This is a genomic window from Collibacillus ludicampi (assembly GCF_023705585.1).
Lineage (GTDB): Bacteria > Bacillota > Bacilli > Tumebacillales > BOQE01 > Collibacillus > Collibacillus ludicampi.
Window position 1 is genome coordinate 495457 of the sequence record NZ_BOQE01000001.1, and the last position, 14560, is coordinate 510016.

Here is a 14560-nt window from a genome sequence, read left to right on the forward strand (position 1 = left end):
TTTATAAAAAATTCTTAATACAATTGTTTACGAGATCACAAAGTGACTCCATATCGTAAAGAGGTAAAAAATCATTAATATATGTTACTTCTCGGTATGTGATACGGCGGCTTGCATTTTAACTGCAGCTGCTTTTACGGATTTGATAATTCCCTGATAACCTGTACATCTGCACAGATTTCCAGACAGCGCCTCACGAATTTTCTCATCAGTGGGATTTGGATTTTCGGATAGGAAAGCGTACGCCGAGATTACAAAACCAGGAGTACAGAAACCGCATTGTAAACCATGATTCTCCCAAAAGGCTTGTTGAATCGGATGAAGTTGCTCAGGGGAACCTATTCCTTCAATAGTTGTGACGGAAAGACCATCGGCCTGTACGGCTAAGGTAAGGCAGGATCTAATTGCTTGACCGTCAATCAATACGGTACAAGCACCACAGACTCCCTGCTCGCAACCGACGTGAGTTCCGGTTAAGCCCAATTCCCGTCGAAGAAAATCTACAAGTAGTGTTCGAACGTTAACTTCCCGCTCGTATTTTACTCCGTTAACAGTGACCGAAATCTTTTGCCGTACAGCAGATTTTGTCATTTAAATACCCCCTTTTATACGCTGATATGCGATATTCAGTGCTCGACAACTTAATACACTGGATACTTGTTTCCTATAAGTAGCGCTACTGATTTCCGATACACGGCGACCTGTGATTCCTGAATGTTGTTTTATATAGGCAGCTTCTGAATCAGCATGAGGATCAGGATTCACTTCAGCTTCTATCTCTTTTGCCAGGTCAGCAAGAACATCTGGGGTTATTTTTTGACCATATAATCGGGAAACGGCTTTTACCTTATAAGGTACGCCATTATTACTCACGTTGCCTAACGCAATGCGCGCCTCCTTAACAGTATCATCGGGATTTAGCATTAGAGTTGCCGCTGTTGAAACAATGGGTATATGCCCGTGACGTCGTGTTACTTCTAAGAATGCGTATCCCGTTTCTTTAGGGAGAGCCGGAAATCGCACTTCGGTTATCATTTCATTAGGCTTCAAATCAGTTTTAAAATGACTTACAAAGAATTCTTCTGCCGGAATTATACGCTCACCATCCGGACCAACCACCACAATCTCAGCATCAAGCAATCGAGTCACTACCCCGTACTCGGCCCCAGGAGCATTGTGTGAAAGGCTTCCACCAATTGTTCCACGATTACGAACCTGGAAATGTGCGATATGTTTAACTGCTTCTTGCACGAGTGGGCAGATCTTTCGTACGATTTCCGAACGCTCAACTGTTCGATGGCGAGTAAGAGCTCCAATTACCAATCCGTTAGTCGTTTCTCGAATATAATCCAAATCTTTAATTCCATTAATGTCCACAAGAAAGGAAGGACGAGTTTGTCGAAGGTTCATTTCTTGCAGCAGGCTTTGACCACCAGCAATTATTCGACTGTTAGTCCCATACCTTTGTAGCACTGTAACTGCTTCGTTAACACTGCTAACCGCAACATATTCAAACGGAGCGGGCTTCATCCAGCAACCCCCTAACCTAATTATTTTCCGATCTTGCTAATGCTTCTAACGAATCGTCTCCGGAATAACAAACAAAGACAATTCGGAAAGACCCAATTTTTGTAACCATATGTTCCATAGCTCCAACCCGAAATTTTGAAAGTACCTCTCCTCCAACTTCCGAAACGGCAGATGGCACCTCGCTCATGTCTTCTACACGAATATGGAAACTACGAAGTGAGTCGAATTCAGAATCCTGTTCTTGAATCAGCTCGATTCCAAGAGAAGAAAACGCCAACTTTATAGATGAGCTTCCTATTTTTAAATCTTGTCGTTGGAATCTAGTGCCCAACAGTTTAGAGAATAGTAAAACGGATTCATCAATATCTTTCACTTCTAATGCGACGCGCTCTATCCCCTTTACTCGCATAGCAAACCTCCGCCTCAAACACCGTTCGCGTATTTTTTTACAACACTGTAATCATGACAGGGGAGGACAATGTCTGCTTCCTTTTTTATACGAATCATTGCTCGATAGGTGGCTTCCAAATCATAATACAAACCGGGCGGAATCCTCTGATTAATATTAAGTTCAATATTTCGAGCTATGTCTCCAAGTATAACTGCCGTACCGGACTCAGTTTTTACGTACACCGCTTGACTCCCAGGAGTGTGAGTGTTAGCAAACAATACACACTTAACACCCGGAGCAATCTCAGTATCCCCTTCAATAAGATCGACCTGTTGCCAGAGAGGATCCACCAAATCTGCAATATCCTTTCGGTCATAGAATAGGGCTCCACCACCGAATTCTAGCTGTGGGGAAACCATCGGTGCAGCTGCTGCCTGCATTTCCGAGCGTTGAATAACAAACCTCGCGTTAGGCAGTTGTATACACCCTCCGGCATGATCGTAATGCAGGTGCGTGAGTATGAACGTTTTTACTTCTTCTAATTCAAGACCATGATTACCAAGCTGGTGTTTTAAACTCCACTCCGGTCTAGTCCTGTGAGGGCCAAGACCATGCACTTTCATACAGCGTTCAGCGTCGCGAAATCCGGTGTCAACAAGGATGGGTTCAGCGTGATTGTTTAATGAAACCAACAACCAAGCTAAAATTGGAACAGTAACCAGTGATTTATCCTTGCTTAGAGACCAAAAAACGTCCAAAACCTGTGGAACCTCTGCTTCTCCAACTACAAGAGGATACACTTTCCAGTTAGGATCTGCCATGATTCATCCCTCCCTTGTTGATCCACTCCAACACCCTCTCCGGTGTAAGAGGCAAATCCTTTACTCTTACGCCGAACGGTTCTAAAGCATCTTCGACCGCATTTGCTACGGCTGCCGGAGAAGGAATTGCTCCACCTTCGCCCATTCCCTTAGTACCCAATGGTGTGAAAGGTGACGGGCATTCGATATGGTGAATCTCGATGTCTGAAACTTCCATCACCGATGGGCATAAATAGCTTTGAAAATCTGAATTCACCATGAAACCGTTACTATCATAAGCAAGATCTTCAAGCAAAACTCCGCCTATTCCGTGAGCGATGCCCCCCGCTATTTGACCATCAGCAATCATAGGATTGATGATTGTACCGGAATCGTGAGAGACTACAAATTTATTTATTTTCACTTGTCCAGTTTCACTGTCTACCTCTACGACAGCAATAAACACACCCGTCGGATGGGTAGTATATAAGTTCACCCTGCCATACTTGTCAGGTACCCAATTCACCACCTCACTGGTCCATGTATACGTACACTCTAAATTACAGTCGACGCCTTTTGGGATGGTTCCGTATGGACCAGGCCACAAATAAACTTTGTTTCCTATTTCTTTCAAACTGATTGACGCTTCGGTGGAAGATACCCCCTTTACTCGAACATTACCGTTAACCATTTCCAGGTCTTGAGGATCTGCTACGAGTAGATGACCAGCTATTTTCAAGATTTTGTCTTTTAGCATTTTTGCTGCCTCGTAAACAGCAGATACTGTATAAGTGGCACCACGGGAAGAAAATGGCCCTAGACCGTATGGGGTAACATCGGTGTCTCCATACACGAGCCGAATGTCCTCAATATCCACGTCCATTACACTCGCAACGATTTGTGGAAGTGTGGTTTCCACCCCTTGCCCAATGTTTTGGTGGCTGGTCAATATTTGAAAACCACCCTCTGGCGTCATGCGCACAGTAGCAGGTTGATATCCATTAAAGACTCCATTGAATACGGCAGCGCCTGAAGGCTCAAGCATAGCGGCTATACCAATGCCAATATATCTGCCTTGCTGTCGCAATTCTTGTTGTTGCTTTTTCAAATTGTAGTAATCAACCTTCTCTAAAGCGATATCCATAAGACGTTGGAAGTCCCCGCTATCGTAAATGGGTCCCGAAATTTGCTCGTATGGATACTCGTCTTTGTTTATAAAATTACGACGTCTTATTTCTACGGGAGATATCCCTAGTTTTTGTGCCATGATATCCATCATGCGTTCTACAGGATAATTCGCAATGTCTTTCCCGTACCCTCGATGAGCTCCGTACGGTCCTTTATTCGTTACCACCCCTATTACCTCTGCTTCATAAGCTGGGATTTTATAAGGGCCTGGAAAATAAGCTCCAGCAACCAGCAACGCAGGGGTTCCAGGGCCTTGACAGGTTCCGTCGACACCAATGTTACCTATCAATTTTGCTTGGAGACCTAGGATCCGGTAGTCCTTATCCAAACCTACTTTTAATGTGCAAGAATAGTCGCGGGACTGCATTCCAGATAACAAATTTTCCACCCTATCTTCTGTCCATTTAACAGGTCTTCCAAGAATTCGTGACATAACGCAGGGGATGATTTCAGCATTTGCCTGGAGTTTCGTTCCATAACCCCCACCAACATCCGGAGTTATCACGCGAATGTTGTGCTCTGGCATCCGTAAAGTTTGGGCAATCAAAGTACGTACCTGAGACGGAGATTGCGTTGAACACATGACTGTCAAATGTTTGGTAGCCGGATTATAGTCAGCAAAGCAAACGCGTGATTCCATTGGAGTGCCTGTGTAGCGGTTATGCGTGATAGTCTCCTCAAACACATATGAGGATTTTGCAAAAGCCTCCTCAATATCGCCAATCGTGGTTTTCCATTCCAACTGAATGTTGTGGCCCCAGTCTTCGTATAGCAGTGCCTTCGGTTCAAGTGCATCTTCCACACTAACAACCGCAGGCAAAGGGTCGTACTCCACCTCAATGAGATCTACTGCATCTTCAGCTACATAACGGTCAACCGCCGCTACGACAGCCACAGGTTCACCAACGTAACGCACCTTTTTATAAGCGATTGCATACATCTCAGGGACATTATTGAAAATATTTATCGTTGTAGCCAGCGGACCATAGTAGTTCAGAGCTTCTTCTCCAGTTACAACCGAGACAACTCCATCCAATTGTTTAGCTTTAGTTGTATCAATGTTGACAATTCGAGCATGTGCATGAGGACTCCGTAATATTGCTAAATGAAGTGTACCCGGTTTCTCATAATCATCGGTGTACTGGCCATTCCCAGTTAAAAATTTCGGATCTTCTTTACGTTTGACGCTTGCTCCCAATCCTTTCTTCGTCATCATCTTTCATTTTCGCCTCCCCCTAAGGTTATTTTTGTTGCTAAACACTTACATAAAGGATAATTTCACGCATAATGTAGCTGCATTACCAAGTTTCAGCGTATTCCATCCGTAAATATTGTATTTTTTAATAACACATATATATGTGAAGTTTCTTGAAACTATATATAGTACTTCCTAAAAAGAGTTGAAGCCTTGATGTTTTAAAATATTAGAGTCATTGGCATGCTTTGACTTTTCGTACGCTTCTGGGGTATCAATATCGAACAATATCCCGGGATCCTCAACAGGTAACAAAAATGAATGGTTTATGTTCCTGATAATTTGTTTAGCTCCCTGATCGCCCTCGAGGCTTGTAAAATCGATCATCCTGAAGTTACCAATAAAAACAGGATGTCCTGGAACCCCCTGAAAGGAAGGTCGTATTACAAACGGTTGGTTCGGCAAATTACAGCTCTGTTCAAGTCCTCTTTGGAATACTAACCTGATCGTTTCTTCTGAAATCAAGGGTTGGTCACCCAGAAACACCATCACCGACGAGTGGTGTCTTCCTTTTTTAATCCCTTCAACTAGAGACGAACTTTGCCCAGTATGGTAATTGCGGTTGACAAACCATCGAAAGCGTTTATCTTCTATATGAATCAAGCTTTGAACTTGATCAGATTGATGCCCAATGACCGCGATGATCTCTGAAAAATTTAGGGGAAGGGTACGCCGAATTACATACTCCAAAAGATAGCTGCCCCTAAACTCGAGTAGCTGTTTTGCTCGACCCATACGTGAAGAACTACCAGCAGCTAAAATTAATGCAAAAACATTGGAATACACGTCATCACTTCCTTTCAACGGTCGTGACAACTTCTCGAGAATCGTAATACTCATTGCTTATCCGTGTAATGTCTCCGAAGAGCCATTATGTTTGATAAACCTCATCCAAGTAATTTTTTAATGATGGCCTTCCGTATGCGGTTTTCGTGACAATAAACCGCCATAGCCGAGTTTGATCAGATCAGATTTAGTAATACGTTTTCTTGCCACAATCCAAGGCAAAACAATATCAAACACCGTAACCGGATCCCACATTACGCATCCCGGTAAACCCATTACCGGCAATTCCCCGTAGTAACCCATTAGAAACATGGAACCAGGAAGAACCGGAACCCCGTATGAAACAATGTCTATCCCTGCTTCCCGAATGGCACCTGGGGTTCGGTCGTCAGGGTCTACCGACATGCCTCCAGTTAGGATCAACAAGTCAATCTTTTCGTTTAACATCAATTGAATTGCAGACACGATTCTTGCTTTTTCATCGGGTACGACTATACGCTTCGTAATTTGGGAATTGTAAGCACCAAGCTTTTTTTTGACTTTTTTTTCAAACCCATCTTTGATAAGACCTTTGTAAACCTCAGTACCTGTAACGATCATTCCCACTTTTAAAGAAGTAAAAGGTGTAATCGAAATCTTAGGCTTACTACTTGCTATTTGCTTAACCGTTTCAATTGATTTCCGATCGATCTTAACAGGGATGATGCGGGTACCCGCTACAATTTCTCCCTTTTTGACAGGTATCCCATTCTGTACTGAAGCTAAGATGACTTCGGGAACAGAGTTGATTTCATAAAGCAACTGTTGATCCACCATTACCAATCCGTCGTATTGCGCGATCAAGTTAACTCTTCCTTGTGAAGGAGGGGTTAGTTCGACTCCATCGCCTCGAACAGAATTCGCAATTTCGAGCGCCGCCTCCTCTTCATGAAGTTCCGCATTAGAAATCTCCATTACATAAACATGGAATTTACCCATTGAGTGTAATACGGGAATATCCTCTTCTCGAATGAGATGACCCTTTCGAAAAGCGACACCTTCAAATTTACCTGGTATAATCTGAGTTAAGTCATGCCCCAGTTGCATTCCAATAGCTTTTTCTACCGGAACCTCTTTCATGTGATTCATCCCTCTTTTCAAAGTACACACGAATCAATCATCATTCGCGGTTGTATTAGTTCGCTACACCATGTACTTTTAAACGCCCCCGTAAAAATCCTCCAGAACGATTGTTTCTAACGGCTAGAATTTCCGCAAGAATACTAATGGCCACCTCTTCGGAAGATTCTGCGCCTATGTCAAGTCCTATCGGATTATAAAGACGGACGAATCGGTCGATATCTTCTTTTTGTGAGACTTCCATTAATCTCATGCAGCGAGAATTGGGACCAAGAACACCTATATATGGAGCGGTGGAGTTTAAGGCAAAGGAAAGACAAGCTCGATCTCGTTCAAGATGATGGTTCATGATAACTACATACGTTCGAGAACTAATGTTGACACGTTCTTGCAACGATCCTGAATCTGCCAAAATGATATTTGCCCCAGGAAAACGTTCATGTGTCGCATATGCAGGTCGAGGGTCAACTACAGTGGTTTTAAAACCTAATTGGATAGAAAAACTTGACAAAGGGATCGCATCATGACCCGCACCAAATATTATTATTTCAGCAGGAGGTACATTCACATCCAGAAAGATATCGATCGTCTCTCCAGTCGAAAGGTGGCATGAACAAGTTTCCGATTTGGGATGCAGACTCTTGATTTTCTCACCGGCTAATTCCAAAACCTTGCGATTTAATTCGTCGTGACCGAGACTCCCTATCGGATCACCATGTTCGGGTATAAAGAGGCGACTACCCAAGGAAAGACCAAGCTCAGGTGGAGCTTTTAAAATGGTGCTTAATACGCCCATCTGTTCTCGTTTGAGACATGTTATCCAAGCTTCTAATGGACTTGAAAAACGTTTTTGTTTAGAGCCCGTACCTTTATTCATCTTTTCGTCAGAAACCTGATCGGTTTCAGTCATTCCTGAAAATGTAACGGGTTCAATATAAACTTCCACGATTCCGGGACAACCGAGTCCGAGTCCCCACACCAATTCTTCATCCATATCGTACCGCTTTAGTACGGGACAACCATCTTCCATAACCTTCTTAGCTACCTCGGCGACATCTTCTTCTAGACAACCACCGGAAATTTCCCCTAAGGTATTCTTGTGTTCATCAACGAGCATTTTGGCCCCTTCCCGCCGATAAGCGGAACCTGTAACACGTACCACCGTAGCCAAGGCAATCTGTTTACCCGCTTTTCTTGCATCTTCTATTGCACCAACGATGACTTTATTGTCTCCCATCGTTTTACACCTCCGAAAAAAATGTCCGGTTAGGGGATCCTTCCCCGACATCATGTGCACTAGGCAAGAACTACTGATTTTTCTGATTGGAAAACTGTATGTAGTGCCATTTTATTCTTTCATTTCCCAGCGTGAACAGGCACTTCTGAGTATTTGGAGGAAGAACCTGAGTGGCATAAGAATTATTTCTTAAATAAATAAATTTATTTTTGGACAGAATTCCGTTAATTCCCAGATAGTTAATGGCACCTTCGGTTACATCATTTATCAAAATATCGGAAGCTACTTTCGCACGTCTTAAACAGATACCTGAACCCATATCTGAATGTGGGCGGGAGTTGATTGATTCATTCAGTAATAATTCTGTGCTCCGTAACAGTACATCCATCTGACCTAACCATTTCAAAACTTCGACATTTTTACTATCATAAAGTTGCTTTTCTTTTTCGATAAATAATTCTATTCCTAAATCGGCCATACCGACGTTAATGGCACATATTCCGAGCGTGAGGATGTCAGGATTCATTAAATGAGTAATTTCTCCGGGCTGTCCAACCAATTCTGTCTGAGATAGTTCATAGTGATTAAAACGTACACTATGAGTGGAGGAAGCAACCATGGAATCTAAACTGTTTGATTTTATCACTTCAACTGCAGGATCCTTTCCGTTAACGATACAAACTTGTAAAGAGTCCATAGATGGACTGTTGACTTCAGTTTGCGCAAATACCACATAATAATCAGCTAAACCCGCAAGGGTACAAAAATCCTTTTGACCACTTAGTATCATTGAAGATTTTATCTTGGATATTCGAGTAGAAAAATCATATCTGTAATCTCTTCCATACTCTGACCGAGCGAGCGCAAAAATGTTTCCTTCGTCTAGCCAAGTTTTTAAACGATACTGAAGAGTTTCGTCCCCCAATTCATTGATAATTTTTGCGGCAATATTATGAATATGAACTGATAAGGCCAATGCTCCGTCTCCATAAGCTAATAGTCGTATAAGGTCAATGTATCGTTTAAGACTAAGTCCCCAACCTTCCAAACGGGATTCAATCAACAGACGGTGAAACCCGACTTTGACGAGTAGTGGCCAAATTTTTAAAAGAACTGGTTCATCATGTGCCACATGGTCAACATGAACCCGAATAACATCGATGAGGTCTCTTGCGATATCAAATAAGTCTTTATTTAACTTGTTTTGTTGTACCACTTCCCTTCCCACCTTCCATATTAGCCTTTTGTATAAAAAACGTTGTGGCCCTGTGTGCCCCCCGGCTTCCAAGCACACGTTATATGATCAACGTCTGCTTTGGGAAACCGGGAGATAATAAACCCAACAAAATAACATAAATCTCAGATGGAAATTAACTTCATGTTATCAGTGGATTTGTATATTAAATCATACATTAATTTTAATAATTGACACTTAAAACAATAGCTTCTTTCTTAAGAGCTTTAAAAAATTGTCCCATTAATAAACTCGCAACACCTGAAATCACTCGCTGCCCTACTCCCGCAATTTTTCCCCCGACCGTCGCCTCCCCATCGCAATTCACTTTTGTTTGATTTTCAGAAATTTGTTCGAGTTTTACTAGCATATCTTGCTGCACAAACCCTAATGGTCCCTGACCATCCATAATTAATCTGAATTGTTCGCCTTTAACCGCGTCAACCAGTTTTACGGTTCCTTTATAACGTCCTTTTATCGCCTTTATCCCAACCTCTAGTTCAGCGCCGTACACATTTTCTTCAATTAAATGTAATGATTTCAGTCCTGGTACTGTACGCACCAAAACATCAGGATTTGTAAGTAATTCAAAAGTCGTAATTGAATTTGCCGGAATCTCATGGGTAACAGAAATCTTCATGGAATCTACTCTCCTTAAGTGTTACATTAATATTTTTTGTATTTTTATTAATCTTAATATTTAAATTTCATTCAATGCTTTCCATATCGATTCTGGTGTTAGTGGTAAATTTAATAGCTTAAATCCTGGACGATCAATGGCATCTGTTATAGCACTCGCTAAGGTAGCCGGAACTGGTGCCGGAATTCCCTCTCCTTTACCTTTGGTACCTAGAGGTGTATAAGGAGTTGGAACATTGAACTCAACCATTTCGATATGAGGGACATCAGCTGCTGACGGCATGTGATACTCCATTAATGTTGTAGCTAAAGGTTGACCCGATTCATCAAAGGAATATTTTTCATAGAGTGCATTCCCTATTCCCATTACCGCACCACCGTGAACTTGTCCGCGAACCAGCATAGGATTAATTGGAACTCCACAATCATCGACTACTACATAACGTAAAATCTTAAAACCTCCCGTAGAGGGATCAACCTCCACAACTGCACCATGTACACCAATGCTTAACATGCTGGCAATATCTGCTTCAAAGTAAGCGGTAGCTTCCAAACCAGCCTCCATACCTTGCGGAAGTTTTGTTGGAGCTAAGATAGCTACATCGGCAATATCTTCAATTTTAACTTTTTTAGTAGTATCTTTTTTCCAAACAACTTCTCGATTTGAAAAAATGAAGTCTTCTGAATCCGATTCAATTCCAAGAAGATGAGCTGCAATTTTAGTCATTTTCCGTTTCAATTTTCGACAAGCGAGAACTGCAGCACTAACAGTATAAGACGCCCCCCGATTGCCGAGTGTTCCAGAAGCGAAGGGGGTGTTGAAAGTGTCACCGTAACTAATATATATATCTTCAATATTCACTCCGAGTTCATCTGCCACTGCTTGGGCAATGGTCGTTTCATGGCCCTGTCCTTGAGGAGAATCCCCTTCTAACACCTGAATCATTCCATAAGTATCAATCTTAACCGTTGCAGAACCATATCCCGGTTGATTTTCCATCGGAACAAAGACTTGTGAGCCTAAACCGGACATTTCAGCACCCATAGCAAAGCCGACACCAATCAATCGTCCGTTCTTACGGGCCTCTTTTTGCTCCTGTTTAACTTTGTCATAATCCAAGGCCTCTAACAATTTATTGAATGCGCCTACATAATCGCCGCTGTCATGAGTGATTCCAGTGGCCGACACATACGGGAATTCCTTGATTATATTTATTTTGAAAACTTCACGGGGATCCAACTTCAGTTCTCTCGCTACCAAATGTAAAGCATAATCCATGGCAAATCGAGCAGGGAATTCTCCAAACGCCCGGCTGGGAGATAGGCAAGGTTTATTCGTTACTACACATGTTAGGTCGATGTGAACATTTGGAATATCGTACGCATTCGTTAGATAAGCAGCGCTTAACCAAGGCATTACAAATCCCATATATACACCGTTGCTTCCATCACCAGAATCGGCGATCATACGGTCTTTAATCCCAAGTATTTTGCCATCCTTACGGACAGCAATTTCCAAATAATGAATTTGATCACGTTCTTGCCCGATAGACATTAGGCTTTCCATTCGGTTTTCAATCCATTTGACCGGTCTTTTCAATTTCATTGCCAAATAACTAACGATAAACTCTTCCCGGTATATGGCAGCTTTTGTTCCGAAGGCTCCCCCCACATCCTTTGGAGCAATGACACGTACCTTGTCATGAGGTAGATTCATAATTTTTGACAAGGCCATTCGCAAAATATGGGGCCGTTGCGAATTGATATGAAGGGTTAAGCCCGTAAAATTATCATAAGCGGCTACCATCCCACGCGTCTCCATAGGAGCCGCACCCGTACGATGTCCATAAAATCTTTCAGATAATATATAATCAGCTTCACTGAAAGCCTTTTCGACATCTCCGTTACCAAGTGTCCCTTTCCAAATGATATTACTTTCCCATTCTTCATAGATCTTAGGGGAATCAGGTTTGAGGGCTTCCTCCGGATCTAAAAGTACAGGTAAGGGATCATATTCAATTTCTACTAACTGTGCCGCATCTTCTGCAATATATTTATTTTCTGCTACAATGGCAACTATAGGATGTCCTACATAATTGACCTTATCAATGGCCAATGGATAAACGGTCGGAACTTGTAATTCCCCTCCTAAATTAGGTCGAATGGCAGGAATTATAATCGGCTTCATTGCGGCAGCAATCTCTTGCCCGGTAAGTATCGCTACCACACCTGGGTGTTTTTCTGCCTTAGTTATGTCGATTTTGCGAATTCTCGCATGTGCATGAGTGCTTCGTACCAGTTCAACATATGTTGTTCCAGGAAGAGTTAAGTCGGCAATATATGTTCCCTGCCCAACTAATAATCGAGGGTCTTCCCGCCGACGAATCGACCGTCCAACCCATTTCGTCTCAGATGCAGTCGTCATAAAACGAATCCCCTCCTTAGTTTCTAATATTTACCACACTAATAGGTTAATAACTTTTCCCGTTCCTCTTTTGACATAGATGACAAACGCTCAGCTGCATACTGTACCGCTTCAATGATATGTTCATAGCCGGTACACCTGCATAAGTTTCCAACTATTGCTTCTCTAATTTCGTCAGAAGAAGGATGCGGATTGACCTTTAATAGATTATAAGCAGACATCATCATCCCCGGAGTGCAAAAACCGCATTGCAAACCATGTTTTTCCCAGAAGCCCTCCTGAATAGGATGAAGGTTATCTGGAGTTCCCAATCCTTCTACAGTCAAAATGTTGGCTCCATCCGCCTGAACTGCCAATGTTAAACAAGATTTTACATTTTCTCCGTTTAACAAGATGGTACAAGCTCCGCATCTTCCTTCCACAGAACATCCCACATGAGTTCCTGTTAAACCTAGCTCCTCACGTAAAAAGTCCACGAGTAACATTCTGATATGAACTTCTCTTTCAACTATTTGTCCATTGACTCGAACTTGAATCGTTTTCGTACCATCCGCACTGGATTTTTGTAGTTCTTTCAGCTGATTCATTAAAATTGATCCTCCTTTGCTCTTTGGATGGCTTTCGATAAAACATTGAAACCATAATGTTTTAAAAGAATTTTTCGATAAGTATTAGAAGCACGCATATCAGATTCCACTTCTATTTCCTCCGCCATGACATCCGCTGCTTTTTGTAAGATCTCCGAGGTAATCGTTTTTCCTTGCAGGAACTCTTCTGTATTAACAGCTCTCTGAGGACGAGGATTCACTCCACCAACATAGATTCGCGATGATTGACAAATGTCTTCCAGAAGGGTTACTCTGGCTCCGACGCTAATTACGGAAAAATCTCCAAAGACCACCGAGTGCTTACTATATGCTGCCCCTGTTCCCTTTTGAGGGGAAGGAATATCTACATAAGCGAGAATTTCATTTTCTTCGACAACTGTCATCATTAATCCGAGGAAAAAATCTTCTGCTGAAAAATCACGTTCCCCGTCCTTTGAAATAACTCGTAATGTACTATCTAAAACCAATATAGGAACCGGAAGATCAGCTGCTGGATCAGCATGAACTAAACTGCCGCCTATTGTTCCTCTATTTCTTATCTGAACATCTCCAATATATTTGGCTGCGTCAGAAATAATAGGATATTTCGATAACACTAACGGATGAGAGGCTAACGTTTTATGTCTTGTCAATGCGCCAATTCTAAGAATACGCTTTCCTGGTTCCAGAAATTTTTCACCAAACTCCTGTAATTCAATAATTCTGTTAATATCAATTATGATTGGTGTATCCACCATTCTTAGTTTTAATAAAGGTAACAAACTTTGACCGCCAGCTATTATTTTCGCTTGGCTGCCGTAATGATATAATAAATCTAAGCATTCCTCTAAGGTTGACGGAGCAAAATAATCGGATATAGGCGCCGGGTACATAAACTTCCCCCCTTGTATAGTTAGAGCAGCTACCGATTTTGGTTGACATAACCAGATGTAGTTGCCCTTTTAGAATTTTTCTTTGAAAATTAAGTAGAATAGATAGAACATTTGTGATATAATAGACGTAGCTCTGCGAAGTGCGGAACCATGATCCACAACATGTAAAGGTGTTTATGATCCTGGGTTTTCTTTGGAAGATTACCTTAGGTGTCCACCAAGGGAATGTCACTAATCCACCGGTGCCCTTTGTATCTGGTGTCATAGATGCTGAAATTGTTCCCTTGGCCCTCATGACATCATCTACACGCTGCCATCCGCAAGCAGAGGGGATTCTACCCCCCTACACCGATGGTCTTAAGTGTATTCCTATAGCTCGCAAGGCTGTTATTCATGAGGGTTCCCAGGCACATCCCAGGATCGTATACACCGCATCTCTTATGTTAATAAGTTGTCCTTATGCCAATTTGATGCTA

The 14560-nt window shown here is 42.2% G+C and carries 13 protein-coding genes; all 13 read right to left on the reverse strand.

Annotated features, from left to right (window positions below):
- Positions 1 to 84: 84 nt before the first annotated feature.
- A complete protein-coding gene (locus tag DNHGIG_RS02650) occupies positions 85 to 591 on the reverse strand; it encodes a (2Fe-2S)-binding protein (protein ID WP_282198205.1) in 507 nt (168 codons plus the stop codon).
- The gene (locus tag DNHGIG_RS02655; protein WP_282198206.1) at positions 592 to 1530 is read right to left on the reverse strand and encodes an FAD binding domain-containing protein; all 939 of its coding nucleotides are present in this window, start codon (positions 1528 to 1530) and stop codon (positions 592 to 594) included.
- 16 nt (positions 1531 to 1546) lie between these two features.
- A complete protein-coding gene (locus DNHGIG_RS02660) occupies positions 1547 to 1939 on the reverse strand; it encodes a VOC family protein (protein WP_282198207.1) in 393 nt (130 codons plus the stop codon).
- 14 nt (positions 1940 to 1953) lie between these two features.
- Complete coding sequence (locus tag DNHGIG_RS02665) at positions 1954 to 2742, reverse strand: N-acyl homoserine lactonase family protein (protein WP_282198208.1); 789 nt, start codon at positions 2740 to 2742, stop codon at positions 1954 to 1956.
- On the reverse strand, positions 2729 to 5125 hold the full coding sequence (locus DNHGIG_RS02670) for a xanthine dehydrogenase family protein molybdopterin-binding subunit (RefSeq protein ID WP_282198209.1): 2397 nt from the start codon (positions 5123 to 5125) through the stop codon (positions 2729 to 2731). Before DNHGIG_RS02670 ends, DNHGIG_RS02665 begins: the two co-directional genes overlap by 14 nt.
- Positions 5126 to 5299: 174 nt before the next feature.
- Positions 5300 to 5950 carry a nucleotidyltransferase family protein gene (locus tag DNHGIG_RS02675; RefSeq protein ID WP_282198210.1) on the reverse strand — a complete coding sequence of 217 codons (651 nt, stop codon included), beginning with the start codon at positions 5948 to 5950 and terminating at the stop codon, positions 5300 to 5302.
- A 117-nt stretch (positions 5951 to 6067) separates the two neighbouring features.
- Positions 6068 to 7069 (reverse strand): molybdopterin-binding protein, encoded by a 1002-nt coding sequence (locus DNHGIG_RS02680; RefSeq protein ID WP_282198211.1) that lies wholly within the window; start codon positions 7067 to 7069, stop codon positions 6068 to 6070.
- 55 nt (positions 7070 to 7124) lie between these two features.
- The gene (locus DNHGIG_RS02685; protein WP_282198212.1) at positions 7125 to 8306 is read right to left on the reverse strand and encodes an XdhC family protein; all 1182 of its coding nucleotides are present in this window, start codon (positions 8304 to 8306) and stop codon (positions 7125 to 7127) included.
- 70 nt (positions 8307 to 8376) lie between these two features.
- On the reverse strand, positions 8377 to 9522 hold the full coding sequence (locus DNHGIG_RS02690; protein WP_282198213.1) for an acyl-CoA dehydrogenase family protein: 1146 nt from the start codon (positions 9520 to 9522) through the stop codon (positions 8377 to 8379).
- 202 nt (positions 9523 to 9724) lie between these two features.
- Positions 9725 to 10180 carry an SRPBCC family protein gene (locus tag DNHGIG_RS02695; protein ID WP_282198214.1) on the reverse strand — a complete coding sequence of 152 codons (456 nt, stop codon included), beginning with the start codon at positions 10178 to 10180 and terminating at the stop codon, positions 9725 to 9727.
- Between the two features lie 60 nt (positions 10181 to 10240).
- The gene (locus DNHGIG_RS02700; RefSeq protein ID WP_282198215.1) at positions 10241 to 12604 is read right to left on the reverse strand and encodes a xanthine dehydrogenase family protein molybdopterin-binding subunit; all 2364 of its coding nucleotides are present in this window, start codon (positions 12602 to 12604) and stop codon (positions 10241 to 10243) included.
- Between the two features lie 38 nt (positions 12605 to 12642).
- On the reverse strand, positions 12643 to 13191 hold the full coding sequence (locus tag DNHGIG_RS02705; protein ID WP_282198216.1) for a (2Fe-2S)-binding protein: 549 nt from the start codon (positions 13189 to 13191) through the stop codon (positions 12643 to 12645).
- A complete protein-coding gene (locus DNHGIG_RS02710) occupies positions 13191 to 14084 on the reverse strand; it encodes an FAD binding domain-containing protein (RefSeq protein ID WP_282198217.1) in 894 nt (297 codons plus the stop codon). The genes DNHGIG_RS02705 and DNHGIG_RS02710 overlap by 1 nt, the downstream gene beginning before the upstream one ends.
- Positions 14085 to 14560: the final 476 nt, after the last annotated feature.

Excerpts from the sequence above, each read along its gene's own strand:
- DNHGIG_RS02665 (WP_282198208.1), bottom strand. The coding sequence starts at position 2,742 with ATGGCAGATCCTAACTGGAAAGTGTATCCTCTTGTAGTTGGAGAAGCA.
- DNHGIG_RS02705 (WP_282198216.1), bottom strand. The coding sequence starts at position 13,191 with ATGAATCAGCTGAAAGAACTACAAAAATCCAGTGCGGATGGTACGAAA.
- DNHGIG_RS02700 (WP_282198215.1), bottom strand. The coding sequence starts at position 12,604 with ATGACGACTGCATCTGAGACGAAATGGGTTGGACGGTCGATTCGTCGG.
- DNHGIG_RS02685 (WP_282198212.1), bottom strand. The coding sequence starts at position 8,306 with ATGGGAGACAATAAAGTCATCGTTGGTGCAATAGAAGATGCAAGAAAA.
- DNHGIG_RS02670 (WP_282198209.1), bottom strand. The coding sequence starts at position 5,125 with ATGATGACGAAGAAAGGATTGGGAGCAAGCGTCAAACGTAAAGAAGAT.
- DNHGIG_RS02655 (WP_282198206.1), bottom strand. The coding sequence starts at position 1,530 with ATGAAGCCCGCTCCGTTTGAATATGTTGCGGTTAGCAGTGTTAACGAA.
- DNHGIG_RS02710 (WP_282198217.1), bottom strand. The coding sequence starts at position 14,084 with ATGTACCCGGCGCCTATATCCGATTATTTTGCTCCGTCAACCTTAGAG.
- DNHGIG_RS02695 (WP_282198214.1), bottom strand. The coding sequence starts at position 10,180 with ATGAAGATTTCTGTTACCCATGAGATTCCGGCAAATTCAATTACGACT.
- DNHGIG_RS02660 (WP_282198207.1), bottom strand. The coding sequence starts at position 1,939 with ATGCGAGTAAAGGGGATAGAGCGCGTCGCATTAGAAGTGAAAGATATT.
- DNHGIG_RS02680 (WP_282198211.1), bottom strand. The coding sequence starts at position 7,069 with ATGAAAGAGGTTCCGGTAGAAAAAGCTATTGGAATGCAACTGGGGCAT.
- DNHGIG_RS02650 (WP_282198205.1), bottom strand. The coding sequence starts at position 591 with ATGACAAAATCTGCTGTACGGCAAAAGATTTCGGTCACTGTTAACGGA.